The following is a 15,655-nucleotide window of genomic DNA, read 5'->3' on the forward strand; positions in this document are numbered from 1 at the left end:
TCCTCAGATACCGAACGCGCGGCTGAACCGGACGTCGCCCTCGACCATGTCCCGCATGTCGGGCAGGCCGTTGCGGAACTGCAGGGTGCGCTCCAGGCCCATGCCGAAGGCGAAGCCGGAGTAGACCTCCGGGTCGACGCCGCAGGCGCGCAGCACGTTGGGATTGACCATGCCGCAGCCGCCCCACTCGACCCAGCCGGCGCCGCCCTTCTTCTCCGGGAACCAGACGTCGACCTCGGCCGACGGCTCGGTGAAGGGGAAGAAGCTCGGCCGCAGGCGAGTGGTCGACTCCGCCCCGAACATGGCGCGGGCAAAGGCGTCGAGCGTGCCCTTGAGGTGCGCCATCGTGATGCCCTTGTCCACCGCCAGGCCCTCGACCTGGTGGAAGACGGGCGTGTGGGTGGCGTCGAGCTCGTCCGTGCGGAAGGTCCGCCCGGGACAGACCACGTACACCGGCAGCTCGCGCTCCAGCAGGGCCCGGACCTGCACCGGCGACGTGTGCGTGCGCAGCACCGTGCCGGAGTCCTGTCCCTCGCCGAGGTAGAACGTGTCCTGCATGGTGCGCGCCGGGTGGTCCTTGCCGAAGTTCAGCGCGTCGAAGTTCAGCCAGGAGGACTCCACCTCGGGACCCTCCGCGACCTCGTAGCCCATCGCGACGAACACGTCCGCGATCCGTTCGGCGATCTGCGTGATCGGGTGCCGGGCGCCGCGGGGCCGCCGGTCCCAGGGCAGGGTGACGTCGACGGACTCCTCGGCCAGCACGCGGGCGTCCCGCTCGGCGAGGAGGACCTTGCGGCGGGCGTCGAACGCGGCCTGGACCTCCTGGCGGGCGGCGTTGACGCGCTTGCCGGCGTCGGCCCGCTCGGGGCCGGGCAGGCTGCCGAGGGAGCGCCGGGCCAGCAGCACCGGGGCCCTGTCGCCGAGGTGCGCGGGCTTGGCCGCGGCCAGGGCGTCGAGGTCACCGGCGGCGTCGAACGCCTCGACCGCGGCCTTGACGGCGGCGTCGAGCGACGCGGCGTCGAGCAGGTTCTCGGTCATCGGGTTCCCTCATGCACGGTCGGTGATCCTAGAACGCCGGTGCGCGGCGCTCGCGTACAGGCAGACCGCTGCGGCGGCGGCCAGGTTGAGGCTCTCGGCGCGGCCGTAGAGCGGGACCCGGACGCGGTGGTCGGCCGCCGCCAGCACGGTCTCCGGGACGCCGTGTGCCTCGCCACCGAATATCCATGCCACCCGGCCGCCGAGGACCTCCCCGGCCTCCGGGGCGTGCAGATCCAGCTCGCCGTGCCCGTCGGCCGCGAGCAGGGTCAGCCCGGCGGCGCGGCACGCGTCGAGCACGCGGGGGGTGTCCCGGTCCCGGGCGACGGGCAGGTGGAAGACGCTGCCGGTGGACGCGCGCACGGCCTTGCCGTTGTGCGGGTCCACGCTGTCCCCGGCCAGCAGCACCGCGTCGGCGCCCGCCGCGTCGGCGGCGCGCAGGACGGTGCCGGCGTTGCCGGGCTCGGACACACCGGCGAGGACCGCGACGAGGTGCGGGGAGCCGTCGAGCGCCGTAGCGACGGGGACGTCGATCAGGTCGCAGACGGCCACGAGGCCCTGCGGGGTGACCGTCTCGGAGAGGACCTCGGCGACCCGGTCGCTCACCACGGTCACCGGGATGCCCTGGCCCTCGGCGATGCCGACGATGTCGGCGTTGCGCTCCACGGCGAGCGGGGTCGCGAACAGCTCGTGCACCCGGACCTCGCCGGTGACGGCCTCACGCACGGCCTGGGCACCCTCGACGAGGAAGCGCCCGGCCTTCTCACGGCCCGCGCGCCGCAGCAGCTTGCGGGCTGCCACGACGCGCGGCGTGCGTTCCGTCCCGAGCATGTGCTCGGTCAGGCGGCGCTCTCGTTCTGCGGCGCCTGGGCCGGGACGTTGGCCTTGGCGACCTCGACCAGGGCGGCGAACGCGGTCGGGTCGCTGATCGCGAGCTCCGACAGGTTCTTGCGGTCGACCTCGACGCCCGCGGCCTTGAGGCCCTGGACGAAGCGGTTGTAGGTCATGCCGTTGGCGCGGGCCGCGGCGTTGATGCGGGTGATCCACAGCTGCCGGAAGTCGCCCTTCTTGGCGCGACGGTCCCGGTAGGCGTAGGTCAGCGAGTGGAGCTGCTGCTCCTTGGCCTTGCGGTAGAGCCGCGACCGCTGACCGCGGTAGCCGGCGGACGCCTCGAGGATCGTCCGGCGCTTCTTCTGGGCGTTCACCGCGCGCTTCACGCGTGCCATGGGTCTGTCCTGTCTCTCGGGTGGCCGGCCCGGGGGGGCTGGGCAGGCCGGTTCAGCGGGTGGGTGCGGCGAGGCTCGCGCAGGTGTTCGCCACGCGAGCTCCGCTCAGCGGCCGAGCAGCTTCTTGACGCGCTTGACGTCGGCCTTGTTCACCGGGACGACGCCGGAGAGGTCCCGGGTCTCCTTGCTCGACTTGACCTCGAGGCGGTGGCGCAGGCCGGTCTGCTGGCGCAGGAGCTTGCCGCTGCCGGTCACCTTGACCCGCTTGGCCGTTCCCTTGTGCGTCTTGTTCTTGGGCATGACTGATCCGTTCGGTGTCGCGGTGCGCCCCTCGCGGGGCGCACCGTGGGGGACCTCCCGCACGGGGCCGGGAGGTTCGTGCCGCTTGCTTCAGACTCAGGCCTGGGGCTCGGCCTCGGCCGGGGCCTGCTGGGCCGCCGGGCGCTTGGCCGGCTTCTTGGTCGGAGCGAGCACCATCGTCATGTTGCGGCCGTCCTGCTTCGGGGCGGCCTCGACGGTCCCGAGCTCCTGCACGTCCTCGGCGAGCCGCTGCAGCAGCCGGTAGCCCAGCTCGGGCCGGCTCTGCTCACGACCGCGGAACATGATGGTGACCTTGACCTTGTTCCCACCCTCGAGGAAGCGCACGACGTTGCGCTTCTTGGTCTCGTAGTCGTGGGTGTCGATCTTCGGCCGGAGCTTCTGCTCCTTGATCACCGTGAGCTGCTGGTTCCGCCGGGACTCCCGGGCCTTCTGCGCGCTCTCGTACTTGAACTTGCCGTAGTCCATGAGCTTGCAGACGGGCGGGCGGGCCTGGGCCGCGACCTCGACGAGGTCGAGCTCGGCCTCCTGCGCCAGCCGCAGGGCGTCCTCGATACGCACGATGCCGACCTGCTCGCCGTTCGGGCCGACGAGTCGGACCTCGGGAACGCGGATGCGGTCGTTGATGCGTGTCTCTGTGCTGATGGGGTCTCCTCGTTGTGCCGTCATGTCTCGCGACGACAAGCAAAGACCCGTCGATCAGAGCAGCCCGCGCTGACGCGGACCGCCGACCGGGACCCGGACACCTTGCATGCGGTGAGCGGGTGGGAGCGGGGCTCCACTTGATCGCCCTGACGCGCGGTGCAACGCGCGACGGGGTGGTCGCATTCCGCAGGGTACACGGCCCCCTCTCCCCCGTCATCGAGGGGGCGGGGTGAGGCGCATGATCGTCGCGCCCGGAGCGAAGTCCGCGCCCACGTGTCTTCCTCGTCGCCGGACATCGCCGCGGCGACGAGGCGCGCATCCGGGAGGCTTCCTTGTGGGCCGGTCCGGCGGGCGCGCTCTCCGGGGCCGCCGCCGCGCACCTGCACGGGATGCTCGCCCGGTGCCCGCGACGGCGGAGGTCACGGTGCCCGCACGGCTCCGACGCCGGCCGACGCCGGGCATCTCGCTGCGACGCCGCGATCTCGACGCCGCCGACGCCGAGATCGTGGAAGCCCGCCGCGGCGGACCGGGCGGAGTCGGAGGCCGAGCGGCGGTTCCTCGCCCTCCTCCGCGGGGGCGGTTTCCCCGGGTGGGTGCTCGGCCTGGCGACCCCCGCCGGCGAGGTCGACGTCACATTCCCCCTGGTCCGCGTCGCCGTCGAGGTGGACGGCTGGGCCTGGCACGTCGACGTCGACCGTTTCCGCGCCGACCGGCGGAAGCAGAACGCACTGGTGCTCGACGGGTGGGCCCCGCTCCGGTTCACCTGGCACGACCTCGTGAACCGACCCGACGCCGTCGTCGCACTGCTCCGTGCCGCCCTCCGGCGGGCGGCATGATCACCGGGTGTGGAACGGAACCCGCGGTGAGCGCGGAATCCGCTCCACATCCGGCGGTCAGGAGGCCTGGAGCTTGCCCTGGCGGGCGGCGCGGCGCTCGAACCACACCGTCATGAGCGGCGGGATGCTGGAGATCAGGGCGAGCACCAGGGTGCCGGCGCTCCAGCGGAGGCGGCGTGCGGCGAGCAGCGTCACGACCACGTAGAGCACGAACAGGGCACCGTGGATCGGACCGAAGATCTGCACGCCGATCTCGTCCTGCACCACCACGTACTTGAAGAACATGCCGATCAGCAGGCCCACCCAGGAGCAGGCCTCGGCGATGGCGACCGCGCGGAAGAGCCGGCCGATACCGGTGACGGCGGTGCCCGTGGCGGCGGTGTCGGTGCTCGTGCTCATCGCACTCCCAGTCTGGTTCGTCCGGATCGACGCTTCACCGTCCATGGTGCCCCATGGAACGCCGGCAACTTCTACCGGGTGTCGAACTCCACGTCCGGCGATGAGTTCCGGGCGCGACCGCGGTCGTAGGAGCAGACCGACCACCGAGGAGGACCCGTGACCGCCGCGACCGCCAGCTCCGTCCCGACGCTCGACCTGGACCCCGCCGCGCGCCGGCTCGCCGCGCTGCTCCCGGCGATCCGGGCCGAGCAGCTCGCCGACCCGACGCCGTGCCCGGACTTCACCGTGGCCACCCTGCTCGACCACCTCATGGGGCTCACGACGGCCTTCACCGACGCCGCGCACAAGACCCCGGCGGGCGGCGGGGCGCCCGTCCCGTCGGCCGCGCACCTCGATCCCGACTGGCGCACCGAGCTCCCGGACCGGCTGGCCGCGCTGGTCACGGCCTGGCGCGAGCCCGCCGCGTGGGAGGGCGAGACCGAGGCGGGCGGCGTCGTGCTGCCGGCGCAGGTGCACGGCGTGGTGGCGCTCAACGAGATCGTGGTGCACGGCTGGGACCTTGCCCGCGCCACGCGCCAGCGCTTCTCGGTCGACGCCGCGAGCGCGGCCGCCTGCCTGGAGTTCTGCTCGTCGTTCGCCCAGGGTGAGGCTGTCGAGGGCCTGTTCGGCCCGGCCGTGGCCGTCGGCGAGGGCGCCCCGGTCTTCCACCGGGTGCTGGGCTACGCCGGCCGCGACCCGCGCTGGTCCCCCAACGGGTAGCGGCGTGCGCGGCGGCGAGAATGCCGCCGTGGAACGGCCCCATCTGCAGACCCTCAGCGTCCACGCGGGCAACGACGTGGACCCCGGCACCGGCGCGATCCGCCGCCCGGTCGTCATGGCGAACTCGTACGCGCTGCCGGACGACCCCTCCGCGCTGAGCTGGTCGGACTTCGGCACGCCCCTCTACACCCGCAACGGCGGGGCCAACCAGGGCTGGCTCGAGGAGAAGCTCGCCCTGCTCGAGACCGCCGGCGAGCGCGGTGCCGTCGACGCCGTCGCCCTGGCCAGCGGGGTCGCGGCCCTGCACGCGGTGTTCTTCACGTTCCTGCGCAGCGGGGACCACGTGGTGTCGTCGGACGTCACGTACGTGGCCGTGTACCGGCTGCTCACCGAGCTGCTGCCGGAGAAGTACGGGATCACCGCCACGCTCGTCGACTCGTCCGACCCGGAGGCCGTGCGGGCCGCGATCCGCCCCGAGACCCGGCTCGTGCACGTCGAGACCCCGGCCAACCCGACGACGCGGATCACGGACGTCGAGGCCGTCGCGCGGATCGCGCACGAGGCGGGCGCCCTGCTCAGCGTCGACGCGACCTTCGCCACCCCCGTCCTGCAGCGCCCGCTGGCGCTCGGCGCCGATCTCGTCGTCCACTCGCTGACCAAGTACCTCAACGGCCACGGCGACGCGATGGGCGGCGCGGTGATCGGCGACCGTGCGCTCACCGACCGGATCCGCGCCGACGCGATGGTCAACGTCGGCGGCGCGATCAGCCCGTTCAACGCCTGGCTGATCATGCGCGGATCGGTGACCCTGCCGTTGCGGATGCGCCAGCACTGCCGGAGCGCGCAGGCCGTCGCGGAGTTCCTGCACGCGGACCCGCGGGTGGCCTACGTCGCCTACCCCGGGCTGCCCGACCACCCGCAGCACGACCTCGCCGCCCGCACGATGACCGGCTTCGGCGGGATGCTCGCCTTCGCGGTGCGCGGCGACGCGGACGCGCAGAACCGGTTCGTCGCGAACCTGCGGGTGATCACGTCGGCGGTGTCGCTCGGGCACGACGAGTCGCTGATCGTGCACGTCTCGGGCGACGACGAGCGCGCCGGCGCCTACCCCGAGGAGTTCCGGCGCTGGGGCCACCTGCGCTTCTCGGTGGGGCTCGAGGACCCGCGGGACCTGGTGGCCGACCTCGACCGGGCCCTGACCGAGACCCTCGGCCCCCGCTGACACCCTCGCGGGTCAGTCGCCGTTGTCGCCCCCGTTGTCGCCGCCGTTGTCGCCCCCGTTCCCTCTTCCGCCGTTGTCGCCGCCTCTGTCCCCGCCGTTGTCGCCGCCGCGGTTGCGGTTGTCGGCGGGGCGGTCGGTGGGGGCGTTCTCGCCCTGGCTCTGGTCGGGGGCCGGCGGGGCGGCGACCTGGACCGACGGGATGGTGCCGGTGAGGTAGCGGGGGTCGGCGGGCGGGAGCGGGACCACCGGCTGACCGGCGAGGATGTCGCCGAAGGCGCGGTAGAAGGTGCGCGCGGGGGCCTTGCCGCCGTAGATGTTGCCGCCCGAGCAGGTGCGCGGCGGGCTGCCGTCGCAGATCGGCTTGGGCGAGTTGGAGTCGTCGAACACGATCGCCGCGCCCGCGAGCTGCGGTGTCGCGCCCACGAACGCCGCCGACTTGTACTCCTGCGTGGTCCCGGTCTTCGCCGCGAGCGGCCGGTTCCACCCCATCTGCCCGGCGGCGGCGGCCGAGGTGCCGCCTGCGGCGTCGTCCTTCGACAGCCCCGTCATCAGGGTGTCGGCGATCGCCGGGTCGAGCGCCTGGCGGCAGGCCGCCTGCGTGACCGAGACGGACGCACCGGTGCGGTCCGTGATCGACTGCAGCGGCGAGGGCGGGCACCAGGTGCCGTGGCTGGCCAGCGTGGCCTGCACGTTGGCCAGCTCCAGCGCGCTGGTCGGGGTGACGCCCAGGGTGAACGACGCCTGGTTCTGCTGCTTCATGACGTCGGCGATCGAGGCCGTCCCCGGCTTCCCGCTGTACGGCGTCTCGGCCAGCGACGTGAGCCCCAGCCGGACCGCCATGTCCACCACCGGCGGGATCCCGGTGCTCTCCTCCAGCTTCACGAACGCCGTGTTGGGCGACTCGGCGAGCGCGTCCTGCAGGGTCAGCGCCGTGCGGTAGTTGCCGGCGTTGCCCACCGGGATCGGCCGCCCGGCCCCGTTCCTGTAGATCGGCGACGTGTACCCGCTGGGCGGCACCGGGATCACGGTGTCGATGCCGATCAGGTGCTGCTCCATGGCCGTCGCCGCCGTGAAGATCTTGTAGACCGACCCGGCGCCCATGTTCTCCGGCTCGTAGGGCAGCCCGTAGCTCGACTCGCCCTGCCTGTTGCCGAAGGTGCGGTTGGCCGCCATCGCGACGACCTGGTGCGCGTCGGCACCGGGCCGGACCACGGCCATGACGTCGGCGACGTGCGGCTGGGTGGGCGGCACCTGCCCGTCGACCGCCGCCTTGGTCTTGGCCAGCGCGTCCGGATCGAGGCTGGTCCGGATGGTGTACCCGCCGCCCGAGAGGTCGTCCGTGGGGAAGCCGGACTGCTTGAGGTAGGCGAGCACGTAGTCGCAGAAGTAGCCGGCGTCGCCCGCGCCGATGCAGCCCTCGGCCGGGATCGACGGTTCCGGCACCACCCCGAGCGGCGCGGTCGCGGCCTCCGAGGCCTGCTCCTGGCTGATCGACCCCTGCTGGCGCAGCGCCTCGATTACGACGTTGCGCCGGCCGGTGGCGCCGTCCGGGTGCGCGACGGGGTCGTACTCGGCCGGGCTCTGCACCATGCCCGCCAGCAGCGCGGCCTGCGGGACGGTGAGCGCCGAGGCGTCGACCCCGAAGTACGCCTGCGCCGCGGCCTGCACCCCGTACGCGCCGTGCCCGAAGTACACGAGGTTGAGGTAGCGGGTGAGGATCTCGTCCTTCGACAGCTCGTGGTCGAGGCTGACCGCGAGCTCGGCCTCCTTGAGCTTGCGCGCGTAGCTCGGCGCGACCGCGGCCCGCCGCTCGGCGTCCGTCTGCGCGGCGACGTAGAGGTCGTAGTTCTTCACGTACTGCTCGGTGAGCGTCGACGCGCCCTGGGTGGCACCGCCGTTCGAGTTGTTGACCAACGCGCGGGCTGCGCCGATCGGGTCGAACCCGCCGTGCTCGTAGAAGCGGCGGTCCTCGATCGCGACGATCGACGCCTTCATCGCCTGCGAGATGCGGTCGCTCTCGACCGGGACGCGGTACTGGTCGTAGAGCGACGCGACGGGCCGGCCCGTGGCGTCCTCGACCGTGGTCACCGCGGGCAGCACGCCCGCCTTCAGATCCGCGTTCGTGCCCACCGCGGAATCGCTCACCGCGCCCGCCAGGAGCCCGATTCCGCCGGCGATCGGGAACAGCATTCCGGCGACCAGGACACCGGCCACGACGACCAGCACCGCCAGCCGCCGCACACCCCACGCGAGACCCACGGGTGCACTGTCTACCAGCAGGGACCGTGAACCGCCGGTGAGCCCACGATCATCCCGAAACGCCCCTTCCGGACGATCATCGGCAATTCGTACGCAATTCCCGCGAACGCCGGAGGAATTGCGCACCCGGCTGTGGAGTGCGATTCCCCGAAGGCGCACACTGGGGGGGTCGCACGAGGCGGAGGGACGGCGATGGGTGAACTGAGCGTCTGGCACTGGCTGGTCGTCATCGGGGTGTTCGTGCTGCTGTTCGGGGCCCGCAAGCTGCCCGACGCCGCGCGCAGCCTGGGCCGGTCGGCCCGCATCCTCAAGGCCGAGCTGCGCGCGGAGGACCCGGCGCCCGCGCCGGCCGAGCCCGTCGCGGAGACCCGGGAAACCCCCGCCCCGGAGGCGACCCGCCCGACCGTGACGTGAGAAGAACCCGCCCAACGGTCGGTCGACACCGCCCCGGGCGCGACCTAGCGTCGTCCGGGTGAAGGTCAGGATCGGGATCGGGTCGCTGCCCACGCCCGCAACCGGGGACGGTGGCTTCGCGGAGCTGGTCGACGAGCTGGAGGCCCGCGGGATCGACTCGCTCTGGCTGCCCGACCTGGTCGGCACCGACTCCGTCGACGCCCTGACGGGCATGGCCTTCGCGGTCGGCCGCACGCGCTCGCTCAAGGTCGGCACGGGCGTGCTGGTGCTGCCCGGCCGCAACCCCGCGCTCGTCGCGGCGCAGCTCGCGTCCCTGGCGGCGTTGGCCCCCAAGCGGATCCTGCCCGCGTTCGGCGTGCGCCCCGCCCGGCCGCGGGAGCGGCAGCTCTACCCGGTGCCCGACGGGAAGCGCGCCGCGGTGTTCGAGGAGGCGCTCGTCGTGGTCCGGCGGCTGCTGGCCGAGGAGCGCGTCACGCACCACGGCGAGTTCTTCGACCTGGACGACGCGACGATCGGCCCCCGCCCGCCCGGTCGCCTCGACCTCTGGCTCGGCGGGCGCGCGCCGGTCGGGCTCGAACGGATCGGCCGGCTCGCCGACGGCTGGCTGGGGAGCTTCGTCACCCCCGCCGAGGCCGCCGAGTGCCGGGAGACGATCGAGCGCGCCGCCGCGGCCGCGGGCCGGGAGATCGAGGAGGACCACTACGGGACCAACCTGGCCGTCGTCCCGCCCGAGGCGACTGCCGCCCAGGTCGACGCGGCGCTCGCGGCGTCGCTGGACCGGCGTCCGGACGTGGACCCGCAGAAGATCGTGGCGCACGGCTGGGCCGAGGCGCGTGACCGGATCCGCGAGTACGTCGACGCCGGGCTGACCAAGTTCGTCGTGCGCCCGGCCACGCCGGTCGCCTCGTGGCAGGGCTTCCTCGACGCGTTCGACCAGGAGCTGCGCACCCTCGAGACATGAACGCCGAGGCAGCAACTCCGGGACGTGAGGGCGCGCGGCCGGTGTGGCAGGGTCGGACGCGTGAGCGTGCGTCGGGTCCGTGATCGAGACGAGGGGGGCCGCGCCCGCAACGCCCGCCCCCGGGACGCCGCCGGGCGGCCCCTCCCCTACGGCACCCCGGGCGTCCCGCAGGTGCCCGACGATCTCGACCTGACCCCCGAGGAGACGGTCACCGAGGCCCAGCGGCTGCTCGACGAGGGGCTGCCCTTCCAGGCGCACGAGGTCCTGGAGGCGGCGTGGAAGTCGTCCGGGCCCGAGACCCGCGACCTGTGGCGGGCGCTCGCCCAGTACGGCGCCGGCCTCACGCACGCCCAGCGCGGCAACGCCCGCGGAGCCGTCTCGCTGCTCGAGCGGGCGTCGGACGGGATCGCCCGGTGGGTCGGCGACCCGCCCGCGGGCCTCGACCTGCGTGGCCTGCAGGACCACGGCTTCGCTCTCGCCGCCCGGATCGAGCGGGCGGGCAGCACGGACGACCTGACCCCCGAGGACCTGCGTCCCCCGCTGCGTGGTTGATCCGGGGCTGGTCAGTCGGCCACCTCGTCGACCGCCCGGAGCACCCGCAACGCGTTGCGGCCGGCCAGCTTCCCGCAGTCCGCGGCGCTCCAGCCGCGATCGAGCAGTGCGTCGAACAGTCGCGGGTAGGCGCTCACGTCCTCCAGCCCGGCGGGCAGCTCGGCGACGCCGTCGTAGTCGCCGCCGATCCCGATGTGGTCGATCCCGGCGACCTCGCGCACGTGCTCGAGGTGGGCCACGACGTCGTCGAGCGTGGCCCCGGGCGGCGGCGGCCCGTCCCACGCCGCGGCGAACGCCTCCCGCGCCCGCAGGTCGCGGTGGTCCTGCCCGGCCGCGGCCATCGCGTCGGCGAGCCGGGCGTCCCAGTCCGCGACGGCGCGCGAGACGAACCGCGGGACGAAGGTCACCATGCAGACGCCGCCGTTGTCCGGCAACGACTCCAGTACGTCGTCGGGCACGTTGCGGGGGTGGTCGGTGACCGCGCGGGCCGACGAGTGCGTGAACAGCACGGGCGCGGTGGTGGTCGCGAGGGCCGCGCGCATGGTCGTCGCGGCGACGTGTGAGAGGTCCACGATCATCCCGATCCGGTTCATCTCGGCGACGACGGTGCGGCCGAAGGCCGACAGCCCGCCGTGCACCGGCTCGTCCGTCGCGGCGTCCGCCCACTCGGTGTTCAGGTTGTGCGTCAGGGTCAGGTAGCGGACCCCGGAGCGGCGCAACGCCCGCAGGACCTGCAGCGACCCGCCGATGCTGTGCCCGCCCTCGGCGCCGAGCAGCGAGGCGATCCAGCCGTCGGCGAAGGCGGCCTCGACCTCGTCGGCCGTCGTGACCACGCGCAGGTCGGCCGGGTAGGTGTCGGCGAGCCGGTGCACCTGCTCGACGACCGCGCGGACGGCGGTGTCGCCGGTGAAGGAGCACGGCACGTAGACCGACCAGAACTGCCCGCCCACCTTCCCCGCGCGCAACCGCGGCAGGTCGGTGTGCAGCCGCGGCTCGCCGCGGGCCAGGTCGGGCTCCGGCTCGCCGAGCGTGCGCAGCGCCCAGGGCAGGTCGTTGTGGCCGTCGATCAGCGGGGTACCGGAGAGCAGGTCGGTGGCGTGCACAGCGGAGCAGTGTGCACCGGTGATCGCGGACCGGCAGACTGGGCCACGTGGACGGCTCCCCCCGCGTGGCCCGCGTGGCCCTGGTCCTGCACCCGCGCAACGACGTCACGGAGGTCGCCGAACGCGTCGTCGGGCTCGCGAACGCCCAGGGCGTCGAGGTGCTGGTGCGTGCACTCGACGCCGGCAGGGTCCCCGGAGCGATCCCGGTCGGCTCGGACGAGCTGGCCGCGGAGGCCGACGGCGTGGTGAGCCTCGGCGGCGACGGCACCATGCTCGGCGCCCTGCGTCTGGTCGCCGACAAGCCGGTCCCGGTGCTCGGCGTGCACCTCGGCAACCTGGGCTTCCTCGTCGAGGTGCACCCCTCGGAGCTCGACCCGGCGCTCACCCGGCTGCTCGACGGGGACTTCGTGGAGGAGCCGCACAGCGCCCTGCGGATCACCGCGGGCGAGCGGCGGGCGGTGGCGTTCAACGACCTGGCCCTCGCCCGGTACCCCGGGCGCGGCACGGTCGACGCCACCCTCGCCGTGAGCGGCCTGCGGTACGGCTACTACCGCTGCGACGCCCTGGTCGTCGCCACGGCGGCCGGCTCCTCGGCGTACAGCTACGCGGCCGGCGGGCCGCTGGTGTCGCCGTCGGTGGGCGGGATCGTGGTCACGCCCTCGGCGCCGATGTCGGGGATCTCCCGGCCGCTGGTGCTGTCCGAGGCGGACACCTTGCGGCTCGAGCTCAACCCGCGGTGCGGGGCGCTCGCCCTGGAGGCGGACGGGATCGGGCACGGCGAGCTCGGGCCCGGGGACCGGGTGGAGATCGCCGTGCAGGCCGCGGCCGGGCGGGTCGTCCGGCTGGATCCGGACGTCCACGCCCAGCGCAGCCGGGTCAAGCTGAGCCTGCTGGACCTCCCTCTCCTCCCCGAGCAGCTGCGCGAGCTGCTGCCCGGGGAGGTGCGGGAACGGCTGGAGGCCCGCAGCGGCTAGGCCGTCCTAGTAGACGATGACGCCGCGGATGTTCTTGCCGTCGTGCATGTCCTGGTAGCCCTGCTGGATCTGGTCGAGCGAGTAGGTCTTCGTGATCAGCTCGTCGAGCTTGAGGTGCCCCTGCTGGTACATCTCCAGCTGGCGCAGGATGCCGAAGCTCGGCGCCGAGGCACCGAACAGCGCGCCCTGCAGGCGCTTCTGGAACAGGGTCAGCTCGGAGATCGCGATCGGCAGCCCGACCTCCGAGATGTCGCCGAGGCCGGTCACGACCGCGGTGCCGGCCTTGCGGATCGAGGCGAAGGCCTGCGCGACGTGCTCGGGCTTGGTCACGCCGACGGTCACGATCGCCGAGTCGGCGCCCTGGCCGTTGGTGAACTGCTTGGCGAGCTCGCTGGCCTCCTCCATCGAGTCGACCGCGTGCGTGGCGCCCAGCTCCTGCGCCTTCTCGCGCTTGAAGGCCACCGGGTCCACCGCGATGATGTTCGACGCGCCGGCGTGCCGGGCGCCCTGCACGGCGTTGATGCCGATGCCGCCGATGCCCATCACGATCACGGTGTCGCCCGGCTTGACCTCGGCCGAGTTGACCGCCGAACCCCACCCGGTGCCGACGCCGCAGCCGACGAGGCAGGCCTTGTCGAGCGGGATGTCGTCCGGCACCACGACGGCCGAGTCGATCGCGACCGTGGTGGTCTCGCAGAAGGTCGAGATGCCGCACATCTGGCCGACGGGCTGGCCTTCGAGGTGGAGCCGGAAGCTCTCCGGGTCGTCCCAGCGCGACCCCTGCAGCAGGGTCGACCCGAGGTCGCACAGGTTCTGCTGGCCGGTCGCGCACCAGCGGCAGCGGCCGCAGCCGGGCAGGAACGAGAAGACGACGTGGTCGCCCTCCTTGTAGCCCCGCGTGCCCGGGCCGACCTTGGTCACGATGCCGGCGCCCTCGTGCCCGCCGGCGAACGGGTACACGCCGACCGGGATGTCGCCGGTGGCCACGTGGTCGTCGGAGTGGCACATGCCGGACGCCACCATCTGGACCTGGATCTCGCCGTTCTGGGGGTCGTCGAGCTCGAGGTCCACGACCTCGTACTTGCCCGGCGCCTGCCGAATCACTGCTCCGCGGGTCTGCACTTCGTGTTCCTCCTGGGACACCGTCGTCACATGGGGAGATGCGCACCCGACCCTATGACCGGGGTCACCAAAGGGGAAGGGCCGGGTGGTCCGGCGTCACGCGAGTGAGGAACGTTCGCGGCGTTGACGGCCGAGCCCCAGCCCGTGCCCACCCCGCACCCCGTGAGGCAGGCCTTGTCCAGCGGGATGTCGTCGTCGATCTTGACCGCGGAGTCGACGGACACCGTGGTCAGCTCGACGAAGGTCGAGATGCCCGCCATCTGCCCGACCGGCGTGCCGTCGGGCATCTGCAGGACGTAACTGGAGGTATCCGTCCAGCGCGGCCCGGCGAGGTTGCCGGCACCGAGGTCGCAGAGGTTCTGCATGCCGTTGGCGAAGTAACGGCAGTGCCCGCACGAGGGCAGGAACGAGAAGACGACGTGGTCGCCCTCCTGGATGCCCTTCTGGTTGCGGCCGGGCGATCACCACGCCCTGCCGCCGAGGTCGGGGGCGAAACGGAGCTGCCCGGGCCCGCCCTCAGCGGGGCATGCGGCGCCAGAGTGCGCGCGGCGCGTGCCGGAGCAGGGCGAAGATCGGCTGCAGCACCCGGGGCACCCACACCTCGTCCCGCCCGGCCCGGAGCGCGGCGACCGTGGCCTCGGCGACCTGGTCCGGTGTGCTGGAGAACGGCGCCGGCCGCATGCCCTCGGTCATCCGGCCGATCACGAACCCCGGCCGCACCAGGACGAGGCGGACCCCCGACCCGTGCAACGCGTCGGCGAGGCCGGAGGCGAACCCGTCGAGCCCGGCCTTCGCGCTGCCGTAGACGTAGTTCGCGCGGCGGACGCGCGCCCCCGCGACGGACGAGAACACGACGATCGTGCCGCGCCCCCGCGCTCGCATGACCTGCGCGAGCTCGGTGAGGACCTGCACGTGCGCCACGTAGTCGGTGTGCACGACCTGCACCGCGTGCGCCGGGTCGGCCTCGGCGCGCGCCTGGTCGCCGAGCAGCCCGAAGGCGACGACGGCGAGGTCGATCCCCCCGTGCCGCGCGGCCACGTCGTCGAGCAGGGGGCGGTGGGTGGCGAGGTCGTCGGCGTCGAACTCGACGCGCTCGACCTCCGCCCCGTGCTCCCGGACCGCCTTCTCCTCGGCGTCGAGATCGTCGCTGCGGCGGGCGGCGAGGACCACGGTCGACGCCTCGCGCCCCGCCAGCCGCCGCGCCACCGCGACCCCGATCTCGCTCCGCCCACCCAGCACCAGCAGCGTCCCGGTCATGGGCGGGAGTCTCGCAGGGGCGGTCAGTCGCCGAGGGAGAGGCCGAGTCCCGCGCGCAGCTCGTCGGCGGTGTAGGTCAGCGTGCCGCGGTGCGAGACCTCGACCTGGTAGAAGTCCTCGCCGGCCGGGACGTCGGGCACGGTGAAGGTGAAGTCGCAGGTGGTCGAGCTGCTCGCGCGGCCGGACGACAGCGAGCCGGTGGCGATCACGGCGCCCGCGGCGTTCGCGATGGTCACGCCGGTGCCGGCGTGGATGTCGGAGTAGCCGCCGTCGCCGCTGCAGACCGAGCCGGAGCTGAAGCCGCCGTAGCCGTAGTAGCCGTCGTCGAGGCCGGCGGGCGGGCCGTACGGGTCGGCGATCGGCCGCGGATGCGGCGGCGGGACCGGCACGTACTGCCGCGGCACCACGGGGATCGCGATCGTCGGGTCCTCGGCCACCTCGCCGCGCACGACCTCGTCGGGCAGGACGCCGGCCCCGCAGGCCTGGCGCTCGGGCTGGGTGGTGGTCATCGGGGTCCCTTCGGGAGCAGTGCCGGAACACCCTGCCCATCGCGCCCGCGGTTGGGCCATGAGC

The 15,655-nt window shown here is 73.5% G+C and carries 18 protein-coding genes and 1 pseudogene; 7 read left to right on the forward strand and 12 right to left on the reverse strand.

The window, feature by feature from the left end; all coding sequences use genetic code 11:
- Positions 1 to 3: 3 nt before the first annotated feature.
- The 5 genes from pheS to infC form a co-directional block, all read right to left on the reverse strand.
- The gene (pheS, locus tag AB0B41_RS23035) at positions 4 to 1,038 is read right to left on the reverse strand and encodes a phenylalanine--tRNA ligase subunit alpha (protein WP_358206543.1); all 1,035 of its coding nucleotides are present in this window, start codon (positions 1,036 to 1,038) and stop codon (positions 4 to 6) included.
- Between the two features lie 9 nt (positions 1,039 to 1,047).
- A complete protein-coding gene (locus AB0B41_RS23040; RefSeq protein WP_358206545.1) occupies positions 1,048 to 1,866 on the reverse strand; it encodes an RNA methyltransferase in 819 nt (272 codons plus the stop codon).
- Positions 1,867 to 1,874: 8 nt separating this feature from the next.
- Positions 1,875 to 2,261: a 50S ribosomal protein L20 gene (rplT, locus tag AB0B41_RS23045; RefSeq protein ID WP_358206547.1), complete on the reverse strand. Its 387-nt coding sequence runs from the start codon at positions 2,259 to 2,261 to the stop codon at positions 1,875 to 1,877.
- A gap of 105 nt (positions 2,262 to 2,366) precedes the next feature.
- The gene (gene rpmI / locus AB0B41_RS23050; protein ID WP_037051975.1) at positions 2,367 to 2,561 is read right to left on the reverse strand and encodes a 50S ribosomal protein L35; all 195 of its coding nucleotides are present in this window, start codon (positions 2,559 to 2,561) and stop codon (positions 2,367 to 2,369) included.
- 96 nt (positions 2,562 to 2,657) lie between these two features.
- A complete protein-coding gene (infC, locus tag AB0B41_RS23055) occupies positions 2,658 to 3,248 on the reverse strand; it encodes a translation initiation factor IF-3 (RefSeq protein WP_037051974.1) in 591 nt (196 codons plus the stop codon).
- A gap of 308 nt (positions 3,249 to 3,556) precedes the next feature.
- Here infC and AB0B41_RS23060 point away from each other — a divergent pair, with 308 nt between their 5' ends.
- Positions 3,557 to 4,060 carry a hypothetical protein gene (locus tag AB0B41_RS23060; protein WP_358206549.1) on the forward strand — a complete coding sequence of 168 codons (504 nt, stop codon included), beginning with the start codon at positions 3,557 to 3,559 and terminating at the stop codon, positions 4,058 to 4,060.
- Between the two features lie 57 nt (positions 4,061 to 4,117).
- Here AB0B41_RS23060 and AB0B41_RS23065 read toward each other — a convergent pair whose 3' ends face one another.
- Entirely contained in the window at positions 4,118 to 4,459 is a 342-nt protein-coding gene (locus AB0B41_RS23065) for a DUF3817 domain-containing protein (protein ID WP_358206551.1), read from the reverse strand.
- A gap of 156 nt (positions 4,460 to 4,615) precedes the next feature.
- On the opposite strand from AB0B41_RS23065, the gene AB0B41_RS23070 reads away from it, so the two are divergent.
- Together AB0B41_RS23070 and AB0B41_RS23075 are read left to right on the forward strand one after the other, a co-directional pair.
- Positions 4,616 to 5,218, forward strand: coding sequence for a TIGR03086 family metal-binding protein (locus AB0B41_RS23070; protein ID WP_358206553.1), 603 nt, complete (start codon positions 4,616 to 4,618; stop codon positions 5,216 to 5,218).
- A 28-nt stretch (positions 5,219 to 5,246) separates the two neighbouring features.
- On the forward strand, positions 5,247 to 6,440 hold the full coding sequence (locus AB0B41_RS23075) for an aminotransferase class I/II-fold pyridoxal phosphate-dependent enzyme (protein WP_358206555.1): 1,194 nt from the start codon (positions 5,247 to 5,249) through the stop codon (positions 6,438 to 6,440).
- A 12-nt stretch (positions 6,441 to 6,452) separates the two neighbouring features.
- Here the strand turns inward: AB0B41_RS23075 and AB0B41_RS23080 are convergent, their stop codons facing one another.
- Positions 6,453 to 8,699 carry a transglycosylase domain-containing protein gene (locus tag AB0B41_RS23080; protein ID WP_358206557.1) on the reverse strand — a complete coding sequence of 749 codons (2,247 nt, stop codon included), beginning with the start codon at positions 8,697 to 8,699 and terminating at the stop codon, positions 6,453 to 6,455.
- 192 nt (positions 8,700 to 8,891) lie between these two features.
- Here AB0B41_RS23080 and tatA point away from each other — a divergent pair, with 192 nt between their 5' ends.
- The 3 genes from tatA to AB0B41_RS23095 all read left to right on the forward strand — a co-directional run bounded on the left by tatA (position 8,892) and on the right by AB0B41_RS23095 (position 10,626).
- Entirely contained in the window at positions 8,892 to 9,113 is a 222-nt protein-coding gene (gene tatA, locus AB0B41_RS23085) for a Sec-independent protein translocase subunit TatA (protein ID WP_358206559.1), read from the forward strand.
- A gap of 58 nt (positions 9,114 to 9,171) precedes the next feature.
- Positions 9,172 to 10,074: a TIGR03854 family LLM class F420-dependent oxidoreductase gene (locus tag AB0B41_RS23090; protein WP_358206561.1), complete on the forward strand. Its 903-nt coding sequence runs from the start codon at positions 9,172 to 9,174 to the stop codon at positions 10,072 to 10,074.
- A 66-nt stretch (positions 10,075 to 10,140) separates the two neighbouring features.
- Positions 10,141 to 10,626 (forward strand): DUF309 domain-containing protein, encoded by a 486-nt coding sequence (locus tag AB0B41_RS23095; protein ID WP_358206610.1) that lies wholly within the window; start codon positions 10,141 to 10,143, stop codon positions 10,624 to 10,626.
- Between the two features lie 11 nt (positions 10,627 to 10,637).
- Here the strand turns inward: AB0B41_RS23095 and AB0B41_RS23100 are convergent, their stop codons facing one another.
- Complete coding sequence (locus AB0B41_RS23100) at positions 10,638 to 11,729, reverse strand: dipeptidase (RefSeq protein WP_358206563.1); 1,092 nt, start codon at positions 11,727 to 11,729, stop codon at positions 10,638 to 10,640.
- A 47-nt stretch (positions 11,730 to 11,776) separates the two neighbouring features.
- Here AB0B41_RS23100 and AB0B41_RS23105 point away from each other — a divergent pair, with 47 nt between their 5' ends.
- Entirely contained in the window at positions 11,777 to 12,703 is a 927-nt protein-coding gene (locus AB0B41_RS23105; RefSeq protein ID WP_358206565.1) for an NAD(+)/NADH kinase, read from the forward strand.
- A gap of 6 nt (positions 12,704 to 12,709) precedes the next feature.
- Here AB0B41_RS23105 and AB0B41_RS23110 read toward each other — a convergent pair whose 3' ends face one another.
- The 4 genes and pseudogenes from AB0B41_RS23110 to AB0B41_RS23125 form a co-directional block, all read right to left on the reverse strand.
- Positions 12,710 to 13,825, reverse strand: a complete 1,116-nt coding sequence (locus AB0B41_RS23110) for an NDMA-dependent alcohol dehydrogenase (protein ID WP_358206568.1) — start codon at positions 13,823 to 13,825, stop codon at positions 12,710 to 12,712.
- A gap of 26 nt (positions 13,826 to 13,851) precedes the next feature.
- Positions 13,852 to 14,268, reverse strand: a pseudogene (locus tag AB0B41_RS23115) (alcohol dehydrogenase catalytic domain-containing protein); the annotation flags it as partial.
- 73 nt (positions 14,269 to 14,341) lie between these two features.
- Positions 14,342 to 15,082, reverse strand: a complete 741-nt coding sequence (locus tag AB0B41_RS23120) for an SDR family NAD(P)-dependent oxidoreductase (protein ID WP_358206570.1) — start codon at positions 15,080 to 15,082, stop codon at positions 14,342 to 14,344.
- Between the two features lie 23 nt (positions 15,083 to 15,105).
- Complete coding sequence (locus tag AB0B41_RS23125) at positions 15,106 to 15,591, reverse strand: hypothetical protein (protein ID WP_358206572.1); 486 nt, start codon at positions 15,589 to 15,591, stop codon at positions 15,106 to 15,108.
- Positions 15,592 to 15,655 lie beyond the last annotated feature (64 nt).

Origin of the sequence: Pseudonocardia sp. NPDC049154, from assembly GCF_040648315.1 — a bacterium.
Taxonomy (GTDB): domain Bacteria; phylum Actinomycetota; class Actinomycetes; order Mycobacteriales; family Pseudonocardiaceae; genus Pseudonocardia.

Coding starts and splice junctions, on each gene's coding strand:
- pheS (WP_358206543.1), bottom strand. CDS start 1,038: ATGACCGAGAACCTGCTCGACGCCGCGTCGCTCGACGCCGCCGTCAAG.
- AB0B41_RS23040 (WP_358206545.1), bottom strand. CDS start 1,866: ATGCTCGGGACGGAACGCACGCCGCGCGTCGTGGCAGCCCGCAAGCTG.
- rplT (WP_358206547.1), bottom strand. CDS start 2,261: ATGGCACGCGTGAAGCGCGCGGTGAACGCCCAGAAGAAGCGCCGGACG.
- rpmI (WP_037051975.1), bottom strand. CDS start 2,561: ATGCCCAAGAACAAGACGCACAAGGGAACGGCCAAGCGGGTCAAGGTG.
- infC (WP_037051974.1), bottom strand. CDS start 3,248: ATGACGGCACAACGAGGAGACCCCATCAGCACAGAGACACGCATCAAC.
- AB0B41_RS23065 (WP_358206551.1), bottom strand. CDS start 4,459: ATGAGCACGAGCACCGACACCGCCGCCACGGGCACCGCCGTCACCGGT.
- tatA (WP_358206559.1), top strand. CDS start 8,892: ATGGGTGAACTGAGCGTCTGGCACTGGCTGGTCGTCATCGGGGTGTTC.
- AB0B41_RS23120 (WP_358206570.1), bottom strand. CDS start 15,082: ATGACCGGGACGCTGCTGGTGCTGGGTGGGCGGAGCGAGATCGGGGTC.
- AB0B41_RS23125 (WP_358206572.1), bottom strand. CDS start 15,591: ATGACCACCACCCAGCCCGAGCGCCAGGCCTGCGGGGCCGGCGTCCTG.